This is a genomic window from Micromonospora pisi (assembly GCF_003633685.1).
Classification (GTDB): Bacteria; Actinomycetota; Actinomycetes; order Mycobacteriales; family Micromonosporaceae; genus Micromonospora_G; species Micromonospora_G pisi.
The window spans coordinates 2,503,203-2,518,887 of sequence record NZ_RBKT01000001.1; the positions used below are offsets into that span (position 1 = coordinate 2,503,203).

Sequence of the window (15,685 nt, forward strand, 5' to 3'; positions counted from 1 at the left end):
AAGGGGGTGCGGATAGTAAGGAACCCCTTCCGGTCGCGGTGTGGCGGGGAAGGGGCCCTTCTCAGCGCTCGGCCCTCAGTGCACCGCACCGGCGCGCGGTGCGCAACCGGTGCGGGGCACATGATCGATCAAGTCTGCGTACGACCGGGGAGTCGGAGTGGTTCAGGGACGGGTACGGCGGCGCGTACCGCCCCGGCGGGACCGGCGCCGACCACCACCGGCACCACCCTCCAGATCACCGTCGGCGTCCGGCTCACCGTCGTCGGCGAGCGCGTCCGGGTCGTCCGCACCGGCCAGCCGGGCCGATCCGGTCTGCAGGTCGTCGGTCTCCTCCGCCGGCTCGGGCTGGTCGACCTCGTAGCGGGAGAGGTCGTACCCCATGGTGTCGTCCTCGTCCGCCACCTCGACCACGACCCGCTCCGGAACCGCGCTCTTGCGGGCCCGGCTGCGCCGGCTGACCGTCGGGGTCTCCGGTGCGGTCGCGCTCGGCGCGGCACTGGTCGGTACGGACGCCGAGGCGACCGCCTTGACCTTGTCGCCGCCGCCGGTGGTGGTGGTGGTGGTGGTGGTGGAGCTGGTGCCGACGCGGGGCTTCTCCGGGACCGGCTCGGTGTGGATGATCACACCGCGGCCCTTGCAGCAGTCGCAGGTCTCGCTGAATGCCTCGAGCAGCCCGGCGCCGATCCGCTTACGGGTCATCTGCACCAGACCGAGCGAGGTGATCTCGGTGACCTGGTGCTTGGTCCGGTCCCGGCCGAGGCACTCGGTGAGCCGGCGCAGCACCAGCTCACGGTTGGACTCCAGCACCATGTCGATGAAGTCGATCACAACGATGCCACCGAGGTCCCGCAACCGGAGCTGCCGGACGATCTCCTCGGCCGCCTCCAGGTTGTTCCGGGTGACGGTCTCCTCGAGGTTGCCGCCGGCACCGGTGTACTTGCCGGTGTTGACGTCGACCACGGTCATCGCCTCGGTCCGGTCGATCACCAGGTGACCGCCGGAGGGGAGGTAGACCTTACGGTCCAGCCCCTTGAGGATCTGCTCGTCGATCCGACGCTCGACGAAGACGTCCGCCGTGCCGGTGTGCCGGTGCAGCCGGGCCACCAGGTCGGGCGAGACGTGCGCGAGGTACGACTCGACCATCCCGTACGCCTCGTCGCCCTGCACGACCAGCTCGCGGAAGTCCTCGTTGAAGAGGTCCCGGACCACCCGGATGACCAGGTCGGGCTCCTCGTAGAGCAGAGCCGGGGCACCGCCCTCGGCGGCCCGCGCCTGGATGTCCTCCCACTGCGCCTGGAGCCGCTTGACGTCCCGGGCCAGCTCGTCCTCACTCGCCCCCTCGGCGGCGGTACGGACGATCACGCCAGCACCGTCCGGGACCAGCTTCTTGAGTACGTCACGAAGCCGCTTGCGCTCGGTGTCCGGCAGCTTGCGGCTGATCCCGGAGGCGTTGCCGTGCGGCACGTAGACCAGGTGCCGACCGGAGAGGGCGATGTGGCTGGTCAGCCGGGCACCCTTGTGCCCGATCGGGTCCTTGGTGACCTGGACCAGCACCGCGTCGCCGGAGCGGAGTGCGTGCTCGATCGAGCGGGCCCGCCCCTCCAGGCCGCTCATGTCCCAGTTGACCTCACCGGCGTAGAGCACGGCGTTGCGGCCGCGGCCGACGTCGACGAACGCCGCCTCCATGCTCGGCAGGACGTTCTGCACCTTGCCCAGGTAGACGTTGCCGGCCATGGTGCCCGAGGTGGCCCGGGTGACGTAGTGCTCGACCAGCACCCCGTCCTCGAGCACGGCGATCTGGGTACGGTCGCCACGCTGGCGGACCACCATCACCCGGTCGACCGCCTCGCGGCGGGCCAGGAACTCCGACTCGCTCAGGATCGGCGGCCGGGTACGGCGCTGCTCGCGCCCGTCCCGGCGGCGCTGCCGCTTGGCTTCCAGCCGGGTCGACCCGGAGACGCCCTGCACCTCGTCGGCGGTCCGGCGCGGCTCGCGGATCTTGACGACGGTGTGCACACCGTCCTCGGCGCCGCCCTCCGTGGTGTCCCCCGCGCCCTTGCGCCGCCGACGGCGACGCCGACGGGTCAGCCCGTCGCCCCCCTCGGCCTCGTCTTCCTCGTCCTCTTCGGCCTCGGCCTCGGCCTCTGCCTGCGCCGGCTCCTCGGCCTCGTCCTCGTCGAGTTCGTCGGTCGGGCCCTTGCCCCGGCCGCGACCTCGGCGGCCCCGGCGACGGCGACGGCGGCCACCGGCCTCGTCGTCGTCTTCCTCGTCCTCGTCTTCCAGCTCGATCGGCTCCGGCTCGCCGGTCAGGGCGTCCGTGACGGTCTCGACCGGCTCGTTCGCAAGCTCCGCGGCCTCACCGGTACGGCGGCCACGCCGCCGGCGCCGGGTCGGCTCGACCGGCTCGAGGTCGGTCTCGTCGACGTCGACGGCCTCGGCCGGCACGATGACCGCCTCGGTCGGCGCGACGGGTGGGGTGGTCGGCCGGGCCGGGGGGATCTCCGGTTCCGGTGCCATGAAGAGCACGGTCGGCGCGGAGAGGGCGGCTCGACGGCGCCGGGTACGGGGCGCCTCCTCGACCGGTTCGGCCAGGTCAGAGGTGCTCGGCTCGGTCCCGGCGGTCGGCGGTACGGCGACGCCCGGCGGCACGGACTCGCCGGTCAGGGCGGCGGTGCCGAGTTCGTCGGACTCCTCCACGGCAGGGGTGGGTGCACCCGGTTCGGTGACCGGCTCCGCCGGAGGGCTCACCGGCTCGGCCTCGGCCGCCGGTGGCACGACCTTGCGTCGTCGGGTGCGGGTCACCTTGACCGGTGGAGTGGTTTCGGCCGGTTCGGCCGGGGTGGTCTGCGCCGGCCCGGCCTCGATCGAGGCGCTCCCGGTCTCCTGGGTCGAGTCGCCGCCCGAGGCGGTGAGTTCGGGGTCGGCGGTGCCGGTGGTCCCGAGCTCGCCGACCGGCGCGGCGGATTCGTCACGTTTGTCGGCGGTGGTCGCCTTCCGGCGGCGCCGGGTGACCTTCGGGGCCGGTTCGGTGTCGGCCGCGACGGGCGCGAACACCTCTGCCTGGGGTGCCTCGTCGGAGCCGGCGCGGGCATCGGCCGGCGCCTCGACCGGAGCCCCGGCCTGGGCCGGTTCCGCGGTGGCGGCCGGGGTACGGCGCCGGGTGGTACGAGTGCGCCGCACGGGCGCGCTGTCAGTGGTCTCGGCGGGGTCGCCGGCCGGCTGTGCGCCGGTCCGTTCGCCGCCCTCGGGCTCGTTGTCGAGCATTGGACGTTCTCCAGTTCTGGCCGCCCCGGGCGCGGGTGAGCGCTGCCACGCAGGGTTGCCGCAAAGGTGTACCCGGCAGCGCGTCAGGTGCACGGGCTACCGAAGTCTGGCTAACTGAGCGCTGGCCGGAAACCGGCTAACGTTCACCGATGGTTCGCCCCGTCGCGGTCCGCCTCCAACGGATCCACGATCGCCCCCTGCGCGGTCAACGTGCCCTGCGCCAGCCGGGTCGCCCTTGACGGCACCGGCGGCTCCAGGTCGGCCACCACGCGGAGGCCGGAAAGGACATCATCGGGTCGTACGGACGGAGTGACCTGCCGTATGACTAGGTCGAGTATCGCACACGGTACGCCCACGACCTCGGAAGGTGCCCCAGTCTGGTCGATCACATCGATCCTGTTGACTGCCTCACGAGCGTCGAAAGTGCGGCGCCCCTGCTTGGTCAACCGCTCGACCAGCACCTCGGAAGAGGCCCAGAACTTCTCCACGGCCTGTCGCGCCAGCTCCGGCTCGACACCGGGCAACTCGATGCGCCAGTGCGACGCGTCGATCCGGTCGGCCAGGCTCCCGCCCTGGGCCACCACCACCTCGATCACGTCCAGACCGGGTGAGAGGGCGGCGTCGAGCGCGAGCCGGAGCGTGGTCGGGTCGACCTCGTCCTGTAGCCCGACCTCCAGGTACTCCGCCTCGCTGGCCGTACCGGTGGGGGCCGCGCTGGCGTACGAGATCTTGGGGTGCGGGGTGAATCCCTGGGAGAAGGCCACTGGTACGCCGGCCCGGCGCAGGGCACGTTCGAAGGCCCGGGCGAAGTCACGGTGCGAGGTGAACCGGAGCGGCCCTCGCTTGGCGTACCTGATCCGGATCCGCTGTACGACCGGCGCCTGACCGCCCTCTGGCTGGTTCTTCTTGCTGATCGTGGTGCTCCTCGGTGTGGCGGCCGGTGGAGAAGGTCGTCCGACCGCAGCGGTTGGGTACGGCCGGAGGCGGCCGACGGCGGCCCGGGTCAGGCGCCGGTTGGCACCCGCAGCCCGGTGTTGACCGGAGTGAGTGGCAGCAACTTCTTGCCGGTCGGCCCGATCTGGATCTCGGTGTCCATCGAGGGACAGACACCGCAGTCGAAACACGGGGTCCACCGGCAGTCATCCTGTTCGAACTCGGACATCGAGTCCTGCCAGTCCTGCCAGAGCCAGTCCTTGTCCAGGCCGGAGTCGAGGTGGTCCCAGGGGAGCACCTCGAGTTCCTCGCGCTCGCGGGTGGTGTACCAGCCAAGGTCGACGCCGAAGGTCGGCAGTACCTCGGTGGCGGCGGTCACCCAGCGCTGGTAGGAGAAGTGCTCGCTCCAGCCGTCGAACCGGCCGCCGTCCTCCCAGACCCGGCGGATGACCGCGCCGACCCGCCGGTCGCCTCGGGAGAGCAGCCCTTCGATCAGGGACGGCTCACCGTCGTGGTAGCGGAAACCGATCGCCCGGCCGAGCGACCGGTCCGAGTTGATCGCCTGCTTGAGCAGCCGGAGCCGGTTGTCGATCACCTCCGGGGTTTCCATCTTCGCCCACTGGAACGGGGTGTGCGGTTTCGGTACGAAACCGCCGATGGAGACGGTGCAGCGAATGTCCTTCGACCCGGTCGCCGCCCGCCCGGCCTTGATCACCTCGTGCGCGAGGCGGGCGATCTGCAGCACGTCCTCGTCGGTCTCGGTGGGTAGCCCGCACATGAAGTAGAGCTTCACCTGCCGCCAGCCGTTGGTGTACGCGGTGACCACGGTGCGGATGAGGTCCTCCTCCGACACCATCTTGTTGATCACCTTGCGGATCCGCTCCGAGCCACCCTCCGGGGCGAAGGTCAGCCCGGTCCGCCGCCCGTTACGGGAGAGTTCCTGGGCCAGGTCGATGTTGAACGCGTCGACCCGGGTCGAAGGCAGGGAGAGCGAGACGTTCGTGCCGGCGTACTGCTCGGCCAGACCGGAGCACATGTCGCCGATCTCCGAGTGGTCGGCCGACGAGAGCGAGAGCAGTCCGACCTCGTGGAAGCCGGAGAACTCCAGCCCCTCCTTCACCATCTGGCCGACGGTGGTGATCGAACGTTCCCGTACCGGGCGGGTGATCATGCCGGCCTGGCAGAACCGGCAACCCCGGGTGCAACCCCGGAAGATCTCCACCGCGTACCGCTCGTGCACCGTCTCGGCGAGCGGGACCAACGGCTTCTTCGGGTACGGCCAGGCGTCGAGATCCATGGTGGTGCGCTTGTGCACCCGGAACGGGACGTCCGGGCGGTTCGGCACGACCCGCTGGATCCGGCCGTCGGGCAGGTAGTCGACGTCGTAGAACCGGGGTACGTAGACGCTCTCCGTACGGGCCAGCCGCAGCAGCAGCTCGTCCCGCCCGCCGGGCGAGCCCTCGTTCTTCCACTGCCGCACGATCGCGGTGATCTCCAGGACGGCTTCCTCGCCGTCACCGAGCACCGCCGCGTCGATGAAGTCCGCGATCGGCTCCGGGTTGAACGCGGCGTGCCCGCCGGCCACGATCACCGGGTCGGCGTCGGTCCGGTCGGCCGCCAGCATCGGCATGCCGGCCAGGTCGATCGCGGTGAGCAGGTTGGTGTAGCCGAGTTCGGTGCTGAACGAGATACCGAAGAGGTCGAAACTGCCGACCGGGCGGTGCGCCTCGACGGTGAACTGGGGCACCCGGTGCTCGCGCATCAGCTTTTCCAGGTCCGGCCAGACCGCGTACGTCCGCTCGGCGAGCACGTCGGGCTGCTCGTTGAGCACCTCGTAGAGGATCTGTACGCCCTGGTTGGGCAGACCCACCTCGTACGCGTCCGGATACATCAGCGCCCACCGGACGGTCGCCGACTCCCACTCCTTGACCACCGCGCCCAACTCGCCACCCACGTACTGGATGGGCTTGCTGACCTGCGGCAGCAGTGGCTCAAGCTGCGGCCAGATGCTGTTGCTGTGGCCGGTGGTGGTCGTCGGGACGCTCATGACCGCCAAGGGTACGCGGCGCGCCGCCGGCTCCCGTCGCCTGCCGGGCAGCCCGGTCACCGGTGTGTCCCACGGGACTCCTGATCCTTCCGGCGAGCAGTGACTGCTGTGACCATCGGTGCCGGAGTGGCCAGCCGGTACTAACCTCGTACGGGCGCGCGAGAGGAGAACGTCCTGATGCCGGAGCCGCAGCCGGAACACACCCCACCGGCAGGCCAGTCCCGACCCTCGGGGTCGGAGCAGGAAACCGTCTCCGAACCGGAGCAGAAGACCGCCACCACGCCCGAACCGGCCCGGACGCCGGAGCAGCCGACGCCCGCAACGGAACAGGCGGACCCGCCGAAGGCGGAACACGCCACACCCACACCGGAACAGGCTGCCCCGCCGTCGCCCGAGCCGGCGCGGCAGGACGGGCCGCAGGCGCCGGTGACCAGGGCAGACGAACCGGTGACGAAGGTCGACGAGGCGGTGGCCGGGCCGGACGAACCGTCGACCGAGCCGGTCGCACCGCGCTGGACCGGGTCGGCGGCGGTGCCGCAGCCAGTTCCGAAGCAGCGCCGGGGCCGGGGCCGGGGCGTACCGGTCCCGCCCGACCCGACCAGGGAACTGCCGGCACGGGAGCGGGACGAACAGGGTCGGGGCGAACGGGATCACGACCGGCAACCGGACCACGACACGCCGGTGGACCCGTGGGCCGCCGCCGACCCCGAACCGTGGGCGGCGCACGTGGCGTCACTCTCACCGGCGGAGCCGTACCGGTCGGGGTCACCGGCGGAGCCGTACCGGTCGGGGTCACCGCATCCGCCGCTGCGGCCGTACCCGGCGACGAGCCCCTTCCCGACCGACCCGGCGCCGGCCCCACCGGCCGCCGCCGGACCACCGTCGCCGCCACCCCCGCCGGCCGCGCCGCCGCCGGCCCCGGTGGTGAAGGTGCCCGCACAGACCCGGCGCGGACGCCAGGAGAAGGCGAACCGACCTCCGGGGTACGGACCGACGAGCGCGCCGCCACCGGGTTGGCGCGCACCGCCCGGCTACGTCGCGGTCACCGAACGACGGCGGCGGCGCTGGCCCCGGGTGATGCTCATGCTCTCGCTGCTGACCGTCGCCTGCTGCTGCGGTGCGCCGGCCTGGTTCGCCAAGCCGATGTGGGAGCAGTACCCGGTCAACGCCACGCTCCCGGCCGAACTGGCCGACCTGCGCAAACGGGAGGACGGGGCGAGCGAACAGGTCGCGAATCAACTCAAGGAGGAGTTGACCACAAAGAACCTGCTCGCCGAGACCTTCGCCGGGGTCTACACCGACCCGGACGGCAAGGTGGTCACGATCTTCGGCAGCACCGGGTTCCAGTGGAACCCGGAACAGGCTCTCGACGCCGAGATGTCGCGGTTGACGGACGAGTACACGTTGCACGACATCACCGCGGTGGAAACCGGGGTACGGGGTGAATTCCAGCGTTGCGGGATCGGCGAGGCGCGGGGTGCGGACGTGGTCGTCTGCACCTGGGCCGACCACGGCAGCCTCGGCACCGCCCTGTTCACCCGACTGTCCGTCGAGGACAGTGCGAACCTGCTCCCCCGGCTACGCGCGGAGATAATCACGAAGGCCTGACCATACGTTATGTGACCGGAGACACAGTCGATTCATGGCGTAGCTACGGGAGGAATCCGTCAGGCGGCGCACAATCGGGTGATGCCGCGGCGCTGGATCTTCGCTGACCAACTCGGGCCGCACTTCCTCGACGACCGGCACCAGCCACTCCTGCTGATCGAGTCGAAAGCCGTCTTCCGCCGCCGCGCCTTCCACCGGCAGAAGGCCCACCTGGTCCTCTCCGCGCTTCGCCACCGCGCCGCCGAACTCGGCGACCAGGCTCTCCACCTACGGACCGAGACCTACCGGGAAGGGCTTGCCAGGGTCCGGGAACCGGTCGAGGTCAACCACCCGACCTCCCGGCGCGCACGTGACCTGGTCCGGTCACTGGACCGGGTCAGGGTCCTGCCGCCCCGGGGATTCGTCACCACCACCGAGGACTTCACCGCCTGGGCGGACGAACGGCGCGGTGCGATGCGGCTGGACGACTTCTACCGGTACGCACGCCGGCACCACCGGGTGCTGCTCGACGGCGACGAACCCGCCGGTGGCCGGTGGAGTCTCGACGCGGAGAACCGGCAGCCGCCACCGAAGGGTTCCGAACGGCTCGACGTACCACCGCCACCGATGCCGGAAGAGGACGACATCGACGCCGAGGTCCGGCACGACCTGGACCGCTGGGCGGCGGAGGGGATCCGCTTCGTCGGCCGGGACGGTCCCCGGCTCTTCCCCGCCACCCGCGCCGAGGCCACCACCCGGCTACACCACTTCCTGCGTCACCGGTTGCCGAAGTTCGGGCCGTACGAGGACGCGATGCTCGCCACCGACCCGTTCATGGCGCACAGCCTGCTCTCCTCCTCGTTCAACCTCGGTCTGCTCGACCCGATGGACGCGATCCGGGGCGCCGAGGAGGCGTACCGGACGGGAGACGCGCCACTGTCCAGCGTGGAGGGCTTCGTCCGGCAACTGCTCGGCTGGCGGGACTTCGCCTGGCACCTCTACTGGTACTTCGAGGCCGGCCACCGCCGATCCGACGGCCTCGGCGCGCGCCGGTCGGTGCCCTCCTGGTTCGCCGACCTGGACGCCGATTCGGTACGGGCCCGCTGCCTCTCCGACGTGCTGGCCGGGGTCCGGGATCGCGGCTGGGTGCACCACATCCCCCGGCTGATGGTGCTCGGCAACTACGCGATACAACGCGGCTGGCGGCCGTCGGAGCTGGTCGACTGGTTCCACCGCTCGTTCGTCGACGGTCACGAATGGGCGATGACGGCCAACGTGGTCGGCATGAGCCAGTACGCCGACCTGGGTCAGCTGAGCACCAGGCCGTACGCCGCCAGCGGCGAGTACGTCAACCGGATGAGCGACTACTGCGGCGGCTGCCCGTACGACCCCAAACGGCGGCACGGCGAAACCGCCTGCCCGTACACCGGCGGTTACTGGGTCTTCCTGGACCGCACCCGCGAACGTCTGCCGAGCAGCGCCCGGATGGTGCGCAGCCTGCGCCAACTCGATCGACTGGACGACCTGCCCGCGATCAAGGAACAGGAGCGCAAACGCGGGTCGCAGGCACCGTGACCGCTCGTCGTGAGCGCCTGTGCGGGGCTACTCCCCGACCGGGTCGGCGGTGGGGGCGTTGCGGGCCGGGGCGTATCGCGGCACGTACTCCTGCCCGGTGAGCCGCTGGATCTCGGCCATCAGCTCGTCGGTGACCTCACGCAGCGAGGAGCGGTCGTCCCCCCGGCCGGTGACGTCGATCGGCTTACCGAAGCGCACCGTCACGCCACGTACGTACGGGCGGGGCACCCGGACACCGATCGGCTGCACCCGGTCGGTTCCGATCATGCCGACCGGGATGATCGGAACACCGGCCGCCATCGCCAGCCGGGCCGTGCCGGTACGCCCCCGGTAGAGCCGACCGTCGGGCGATCGGGTCCCCTCGGGGTAGATCGCCACCAGGTCACCGCCGCGCAGGACCGGAATCGCCCCGTCGAACGCCGAGAGCGCGGCCCGCCCACCGCCACGTTCGACCCGGATGGCGCCGAGGCCACCGATCACGGACCGGCTCAGCCAGCCCCGGAATCCGGTCCCGGTGAAATACTCCGCCTTGGCCCAGAAGGCGATGTGACGGGGCACCACCGAACCGAGGAAGAGCTCGTCGGCGACCGAGAGGTGATTGCCGGCGATGATCGCACCGCCGGTGGTGGGAACGTTCTCCAGCCCTTCGACAGTGGGCCGCCAGACCACGTTCATCGCCGTGCCGACGGTAACTTTGCCGACGGTGTAGAGCAGCGGCACGCGGCCTCCCCTGGTCAGCGCCGGGCCCACCGGTCGCGGCGGCCCTCGCCGCCGCACCGATGGTAGGCCAGACCCGCTCCGACTTCAGCATCGCCGGCGCCCGATCTCACGCAGTGCCAACCGACGCACCCCCGCACGCCGGCTCCGGCGGTTAGGAAGGGCCCCTTCCTATACAAAATGCGATAACAAGGGGCCCTTCCTTACCTCAGACGCGGGTGACGGTGACGGCTACCGGTACGCCCTCGCCGACCTCGCCGGTGAAAGCGTCCGGCGGCAGTTCGCCGGTCGTGGCGGTGAGCACGATCGCGTCGGCGAGCACCTCGGCGGAGACGAAGTCGCGGTACGCCTCGACTGCCGCCACCACCTCCGACCCGGCGGCGAGCGCCACCTCGATCCGGTCCGACACGTCCAGGTCAGCCGCCCGACGGGCCTGCTGCACCACCCGGACCACGTCCCGGGCGAGTCCCTCGGCGGCGAGTTCGGCGGTGACGGTGGTGTCCAGCACCACCACCCCCTCGCCGCCCGGCAGCGGGGCCGAGTGTTCGACGTCGGCGGCGACCAGACGCAGCTCGTACTCGCCCTCCTGGAGGGTGACCCCGGCGGCGACCGGAACACCGTCGACCAGCGACCAGTCGCCCGCCTTCACCGCCTTGATCACCGTCTGCACCTGACCGCCGAGGCGGGGGCCGAGCGCCCGGGGCACCACCGTGAGCACCTGCTCGCAGTAGCCGGCGAGTTCGGTGGTGAAGAGCACCGTCTTGACGTTGACCTCGTCGGCGATCAGGTCGGCGAACGGCTCCAGGTCGGCCGCGTTCGAGCTGGCGACGGTGAGCGACGACAGCGGCAGCCGGACCCGCAGGCCCTTCGCCTTGCGCAGCGACAGCGCCACCGAGCAGACCGTACGGGCGTCGTCCATCGCCGCGACCAGGGCGTGGTCGGCCGGGAACTCGGCCGCGTCCGGCCAGTCGGTCAGGTGCACCGAGCGCTCCCCGGTCAACCCGCGCCAGATCTCCTCGGCGGTCAGCGGCGCCAGCGGCGCGACCACCCGGCAGAGGGTTTCCAGCACCGTGTAGAGGGTGTCGAACGCCCGACGGTCACCGGACCAGAACCGGTCCCGGGAACGACGGACGTACCAGTTGGTGAGGGCGTCGAGGAACGACCGGACGGTGGCGCAGGCCCCGGAGATGTCGTACTCGTCGAGCTGGGCCTGCACCGTGGTGACCAGTTCACCGGTCTTGGCCAGCACGTACCGGTCCAGCAGTCCACCGGCGGCACTGCTGGCGCCCTCCTCCTCGGCGGTCAGCCGCCGCGCCTCGTAACCGTCGGCGTTGGCGTAGAGGGAGAAGAAGTACCAGACGTTCCAGAGCGGAAGCAGCACCTGGCGTACCGCGTCCCGGATGCCGACCTCGGTCACCGGCATGTCGCCGCCGCGCAGCACCGGCGAGGACATGAGCATCCAGCGCATCGCGTCCGAGCCGTAACTGTCGAAGACGCCGTACACGTCGGGGTAGTTGTTCAGGCTCTTGGACATCTTGCGGCCGTCGCCGCCCTGGAGGATGCCGTGCGCCAGGCAGTTACGGAACGCGGGCCGGTCGAAGAGCGCCGTGGCCAGCACGTGCATGGTGTAGAACCAGCCCCGGGTCTGGCCGATGTACTCGACGATGAAGTCACCCGGGTAGTGGTCCTCGAACCAGTCGCGGTTCTCGAACGGGTAGTGCACCTGGGCGAACGGCATCGAGCCGGACTCGAACCAGCAGTCCAGCACCTCCGGCACCCGACGCATCATCGACTTACCGGTCGGGTCGTCCGGGTTCGGCCGGACCAGGTCGTCCACCACCGGCCGGTGCAGGTCGGTCACCCGTACGCCGAAGTCCCGCTCAAGTTCGTCGAGCGAACCGTAGACGTCGACCCGGGGGTAGTTCGGGTCGTCGGACTTCCACACCGGGATCGGCGACCCCCAGAAGCGGTTCCGGCTGATCGACCAGTCCCGGGCATTCGCCAGCCACTTGCCGAACGAACCGTCCTTGACGTGCCCCGGAGTCCAGTTGATCTCCTGGTTCAGTTCGACCATCCGGTCCCGGAACCGGGTCACCTCGACGAACCAGGAGGAGACGGCCTTGTAGATCAGCGGGGTGTCGCAGCGCCAGCAGTGCGGGTACGAGTGGGTGTACGTGTCCTGCCGCAGCACCACCCCCCGGTCCTTCAGCTCGCGGATCACCGGCTTGTTCACGTCGAAGACCTGCTCGCCCTGGTACCGGGGGACGAGCGCGGTGAACCGGGCGTGGTCGTCCACGGTGACGATGGTCGGGATGCCGGCGGCGTTGCAGGTGTTCTGGTCGTCCTCGCCGAAGGCCGGGGCGAGGTGCACCACGCCGGTGCCGTCCTCGGTGGTGACAAAATCGGCGCCGAGAACCTGGAAGGCGTTCGGGCCACCGGCCTCGACCAGGAAGTCGTAGAGCGGGGTGTAGCGGCGTCCGACCAGGTCACGGCCGTACACCGTGCCGATCTGGGTGAACCCTTCCAGCTCCTTGGCGTACGCGGCCACGCGGGCGGCGCCGAGGATGTACCGCTCGCCGTCGCGCTCGAGTACGGCGTACTCGATGTCGGGGCCGACCGCGAGCGCCAGGTTCGACGGCAGCGTCCACGGGGTGGTGGTCCAGACACCGATCTTCTCGCCGGGCTGGCCGTCGGCGGTCGGGTCGAGCTGGAACCAGACGGTCAGCGTCGGGTCGTGCCGGTCCCGGTAGACGTCGTCCATCCGGGTCTCGGTGTTCGACAGCGGCGTCTCGCAGCGCATGCAGTACGCCAGCACCCGGAAGCCCTCGTAGATCAGACCCTTCTTGTGCAGGGTCTGGAAGGCCCACATGACGCTTTCCATGTAGTCCACGTCGAGGGTCTTGTAGTCGTTCCCGAAGTCGACCCAGCGCGCCTGTCGCGTTACGTACCGTTCCCAATCCTGGGTGTACTGCAACACGGAGGTACGGCAGACGTCGTTGAACTTCGCCACTCCGAGGTCGAGGATCTCGGCCTTGGTGGTGATGCCGAGCTGCCGCTCGGCGACCACCTCGGCGGGCAGGCCGTGGGTGTCCCAGCCGAACCGCCGTTCGACCCGCCGGCCGCGCATCGTCTGGTAGCGCGGCACCACGTCCTTGACGTAGCCGGTGAAGAGGTGACCGTAGTGCGGCAGGCCGTTGGCGAACGGCGGGCCGTCGTAGAAGACGTACTCGTTCGAGCCGTTGGCGCCGGCCGACCGCTGCTCGACGCTCGCCTCGAACGTCTTGTCGGCGGTCCAGTGCTCCAGCACCCGGCGCTCGACCGCGGGCAGGTCGGGGCTCGCCGGTACGCCGGTGCCGTCGGGGGCGTGCTTGGGATACGCCATCGGGGGTCGCTCTCCTCGTGCAGCTCACTCTCAGTGGACTGCGAGGACGAGCCGAACGGTACGCCGGCCAGCCGGCGCGCCGCGTGACCCGCGGTACCACCCCGCTTGACGGTCAGGGTCGACCGCCCGCTCGTTGGTCGGCTGTGACGGGCCGGACCCGTCCGGTTCTACTCCGCCGGTCGCCCCGCACCGGGACGCCCGTCGTTTCTTCCGGAGGCTCGCCGGTGATGGCCGGGTCGTCGCCTGTGCCCCCAGCTTACCCGTCCCCCCACCCCACCCGCCTCCGAGTAACCCGCAGGGTAAGGAAGGGCCCCCTATTATCGTTTTCCGTTATATAAGGGCCCCTTCCTAACGCCGTAGGGCGGGAGGGGCGCCTGCCCCACCACACGGGGGTGGGGCAGGCCGGGATGGCTCAGCGCGGCGCGGCGAGCGTGGTCGACCAGAGGGACCGGCCGTCGCGGTCACGCAAATGCACGGTCAACTCTTTCGACCGGCCGTCGATGGCGACCTCGCCGAAGTGCTGGAAACCGTCGGCGGGCGAGGTGTTGGCAGCCGGCGGGGCGTTGACGAAGACCGCCTTCGGGCCGAAGGTCCCGTCCAGCGCGTTCGGGCCGAACGCACCCGCGTGCGCCGGCCCGGAGACGAACTCCCAGAACGGGGTGAAGTCGCGTACGGCGGCGCGTACCGGGTCGTAGTGGTGGGCCGCCGTGTAGTGCACGTCGGCGGTGACGAAGACGATGCCGCTCACGCCACCCCGGTGCGCGGCCCGCAGCACCTCGGCGAACTCCAGCTCACGCCCGGCGGGCAGCCCGTTGTCGCCCTGCGCCACCCCTTCCTGGGCGGTCGCGCCGTCCGGTACGACCAGCCCGATCGGCAGATCGTTGGCGATCACCTTCCAGGTCGCCCGGGACTGCTTCAGCTCCCGGATCAACCATTCCCGCTGCGCCCGACCGAGCAGGCCACGGTCCGCGTCGGCGTACGTGTTGCCGTCGTTCGGGTCCTTGTACGTCCGCATGTCCAGCACGAACACGTCCAGCAGCGGCCCGTACGACAGCCGCCGGTAGAGCCGTCCGTCGCCGGGGGTCGGCAGCCACTCGTGGAACGCCTGGCGGGCCCGGGCGGCGAGCACGTCGACCCGCTTCTCGGTGTAGCGGTCGTCGGCGAGGATCTCGCCCGGGTACCAGTTGTTTGTCACCTCGTGGTCGTCCCACTGGTTGATCTGCGGCACCTCCGCCGCGAACGCCCGCAGGTGCTCGTCGAGCAGGTTGTACGCGAACTGGCCCCGGTACTCGGTGAGCGTCTCGGCGACCTTGCTCTTCTCGGGGGTGACCAGGTTGCGCCAGATCCGCCCGTCCGGCAGCGTCACCGTCTCCGCGAGGGGCCCGTCGGAGTAGACGGTGTCGCCGCTGCACAGGTAGAAATCCGGCCGGACCTTCCGCATCGACTCGAAGATCTTCATGCCGTCGAAGTCGGACGAGATGCCCCAGCCCTGGCCGACGATGTCACCGGTCCAGACGAACCGCAGGTCCGACCGGCGGCCGGCGCCCGGGGCGGTGCGCAACGAACCGACCAGCGGTTCGCTGAGCAGGCCCGGCCGGTCCAGGCTCTCGACCCGGACCCGGTAGTGCAGCCGCTCACCGGCGGGCAGGTCACGCAGCCGTACCTTGCCGGTGAAGTCGCCCGACGGCGCCAGCAGCGGCCCCCGGATCTGGCGGGCGCCCCGGAAATCGGGACGGCGGCTGACCTCGACGTGCAGCCGACCGGCCCGGTCCGCCCGGGTCCAGACCACCGCCGAGTCGGCGGTGGCGTCGCCGCTCTGCACCCCGTGGGTGAGCACGGGCCGTCCGCTGGGTCGCCAGGCCGGGGCGGCGGGCGCGCCGGACGCGCCGAGCAGGGCGCCGCCGGCGAGACCGGCGCCGCTGACCAGTCCGGCTCGCAGCAGGGTACGTCGGTCGAGCGAGGTCATTCGTTTCCTCCACGGTCGGTGGGGCATGACCATGGTTGTCTATCGACCCGACGTTGCCCGCCCACCCGGTTCAGGTGACCGATCCCGGAACTGGACGCGAACGACCAGATGACGTGGATCACGTTCGGGGTCCGTCACACCCTCGCCCGCTTCCCCGTCAACCCGGCATGAGCAACCGCAACACAGATCGACGGAGGTTCTCGTGACACAGCGG

The 15,685-nt window shown here is 70.7% G+C and carries 8 protein-coding genes; 2 read left to right on the top strand and 6 right to left on the bottom strand.

Features of this window, described 5'->3' with window-relative positions; genetic code table 11:
* Positions 1-162 precede the first annotated feature (162 nt).
* The 3 genes from BDK92_RS10115 to BDK92_RS10125 form a co-directional block, all read right to left on the bottom strand.
* Positions 163-3,264 (bottom strand): Rne/Rng family ribonuclease, encoded by a 3,102-nt coding sequence (locus BDK92_RS10115; RefSeq protein WP_121156482.1) that lies wholly within the window; start codon positions 3,262-3,264, stop codon positions 163-165.
* 143 nt (positions 3,265-3,407) lie between these two features.
* Positions 3,408-4,121 (bottom strand): TIGR03936 family radical SAM-associated protein, encoded by a 714-nt coding sequence (locus tag BDK92_RS10120; RefSeq protein WP_121161917.1) that lies wholly within the window; start codon positions 4,119-4,121, stop codon positions 3,408-3,410.
* Positions 4,122-4,267: 146 nt separating this feature from the next.
* Positions 4,268-6,244, bottom strand: coding sequence for a TIGR03960 family B12-binding radical SAM protein (locus tag BDK92_RS10125; protein WP_121156483.1), 1,977 nt, complete (start codon positions 6,242-6,244; stop codon positions 4,268-4,270).
* Between the two features lie 177 nt (positions 6,245-6,421).
* Here BDK92_RS10125 and BDK92_RS10130 point away from each other — a divergent pair, with 177 nt between their 5' ends.
* Complete coding sequence (locus BDK92_RS10130) at positions 6,422-7,852, top strand: hypothetical protein (protein ID WP_121156484.1); 1,431 nt, start codon at positions 6,422-6,424, stop codon at positions 7,850-7,852.
* An 81-nt stretch (positions 7,853-7,933) separates the two neighbouring features.
* Entirely contained in the window at positions 7,934-9,406 is a 1,473-nt protein-coding gene (locus tag BDK92_RS10135; RefSeq protein ID WP_121156485.1) for a cryptochrome/photolyase family protein, read from the top strand.
* Positions 9,407-9,433: 27 nt separating this feature from the next.
* Here the strand turns inward: BDK92_RS10135 and BDK92_RS10140 are convergent, their stop codons facing one another.
* From BDK92_RS10140 to BDK92_RS10150, 3 genes are all read right to left on the bottom strand, one after another.
* Entirely contained in the window at positions 9,434-10,126 is a 693-nt protein-coding gene (locus BDK92_RS10140) for a lysophospholipid acyltransferase family protein (protein ID WP_121156486.1), read from the bottom strand.
* Between the two features lie 205 nt (positions 10,127-10,331).
* Positions 10,332-13,505 carry an isoleucine--tRNA ligase gene (gene ileS / locus BDK92_RS10145; protein WP_121156487.1) on the bottom strand — a complete coding sequence of 1,058 codons (3,174 nt, stop codon included), beginning with the start codon at positions 13,503-13,505 and terminating at the stop codon, positions 10,332-10,334.
* Positions 13,506-13,917: 412 nt separating this feature from the next.
* A complete protein-coding gene (locus BDK92_RS10150) occupies positions 13,918-15,471 on the bottom strand; it encodes an alkaline phosphatase D family protein (RefSeq protein ID WP_121156488.1) in 1,554 nt (517 codons plus the stop codon).
* Between the last annotated feature and the right edge of the window lie 214 nt (positions 15,472-15,685).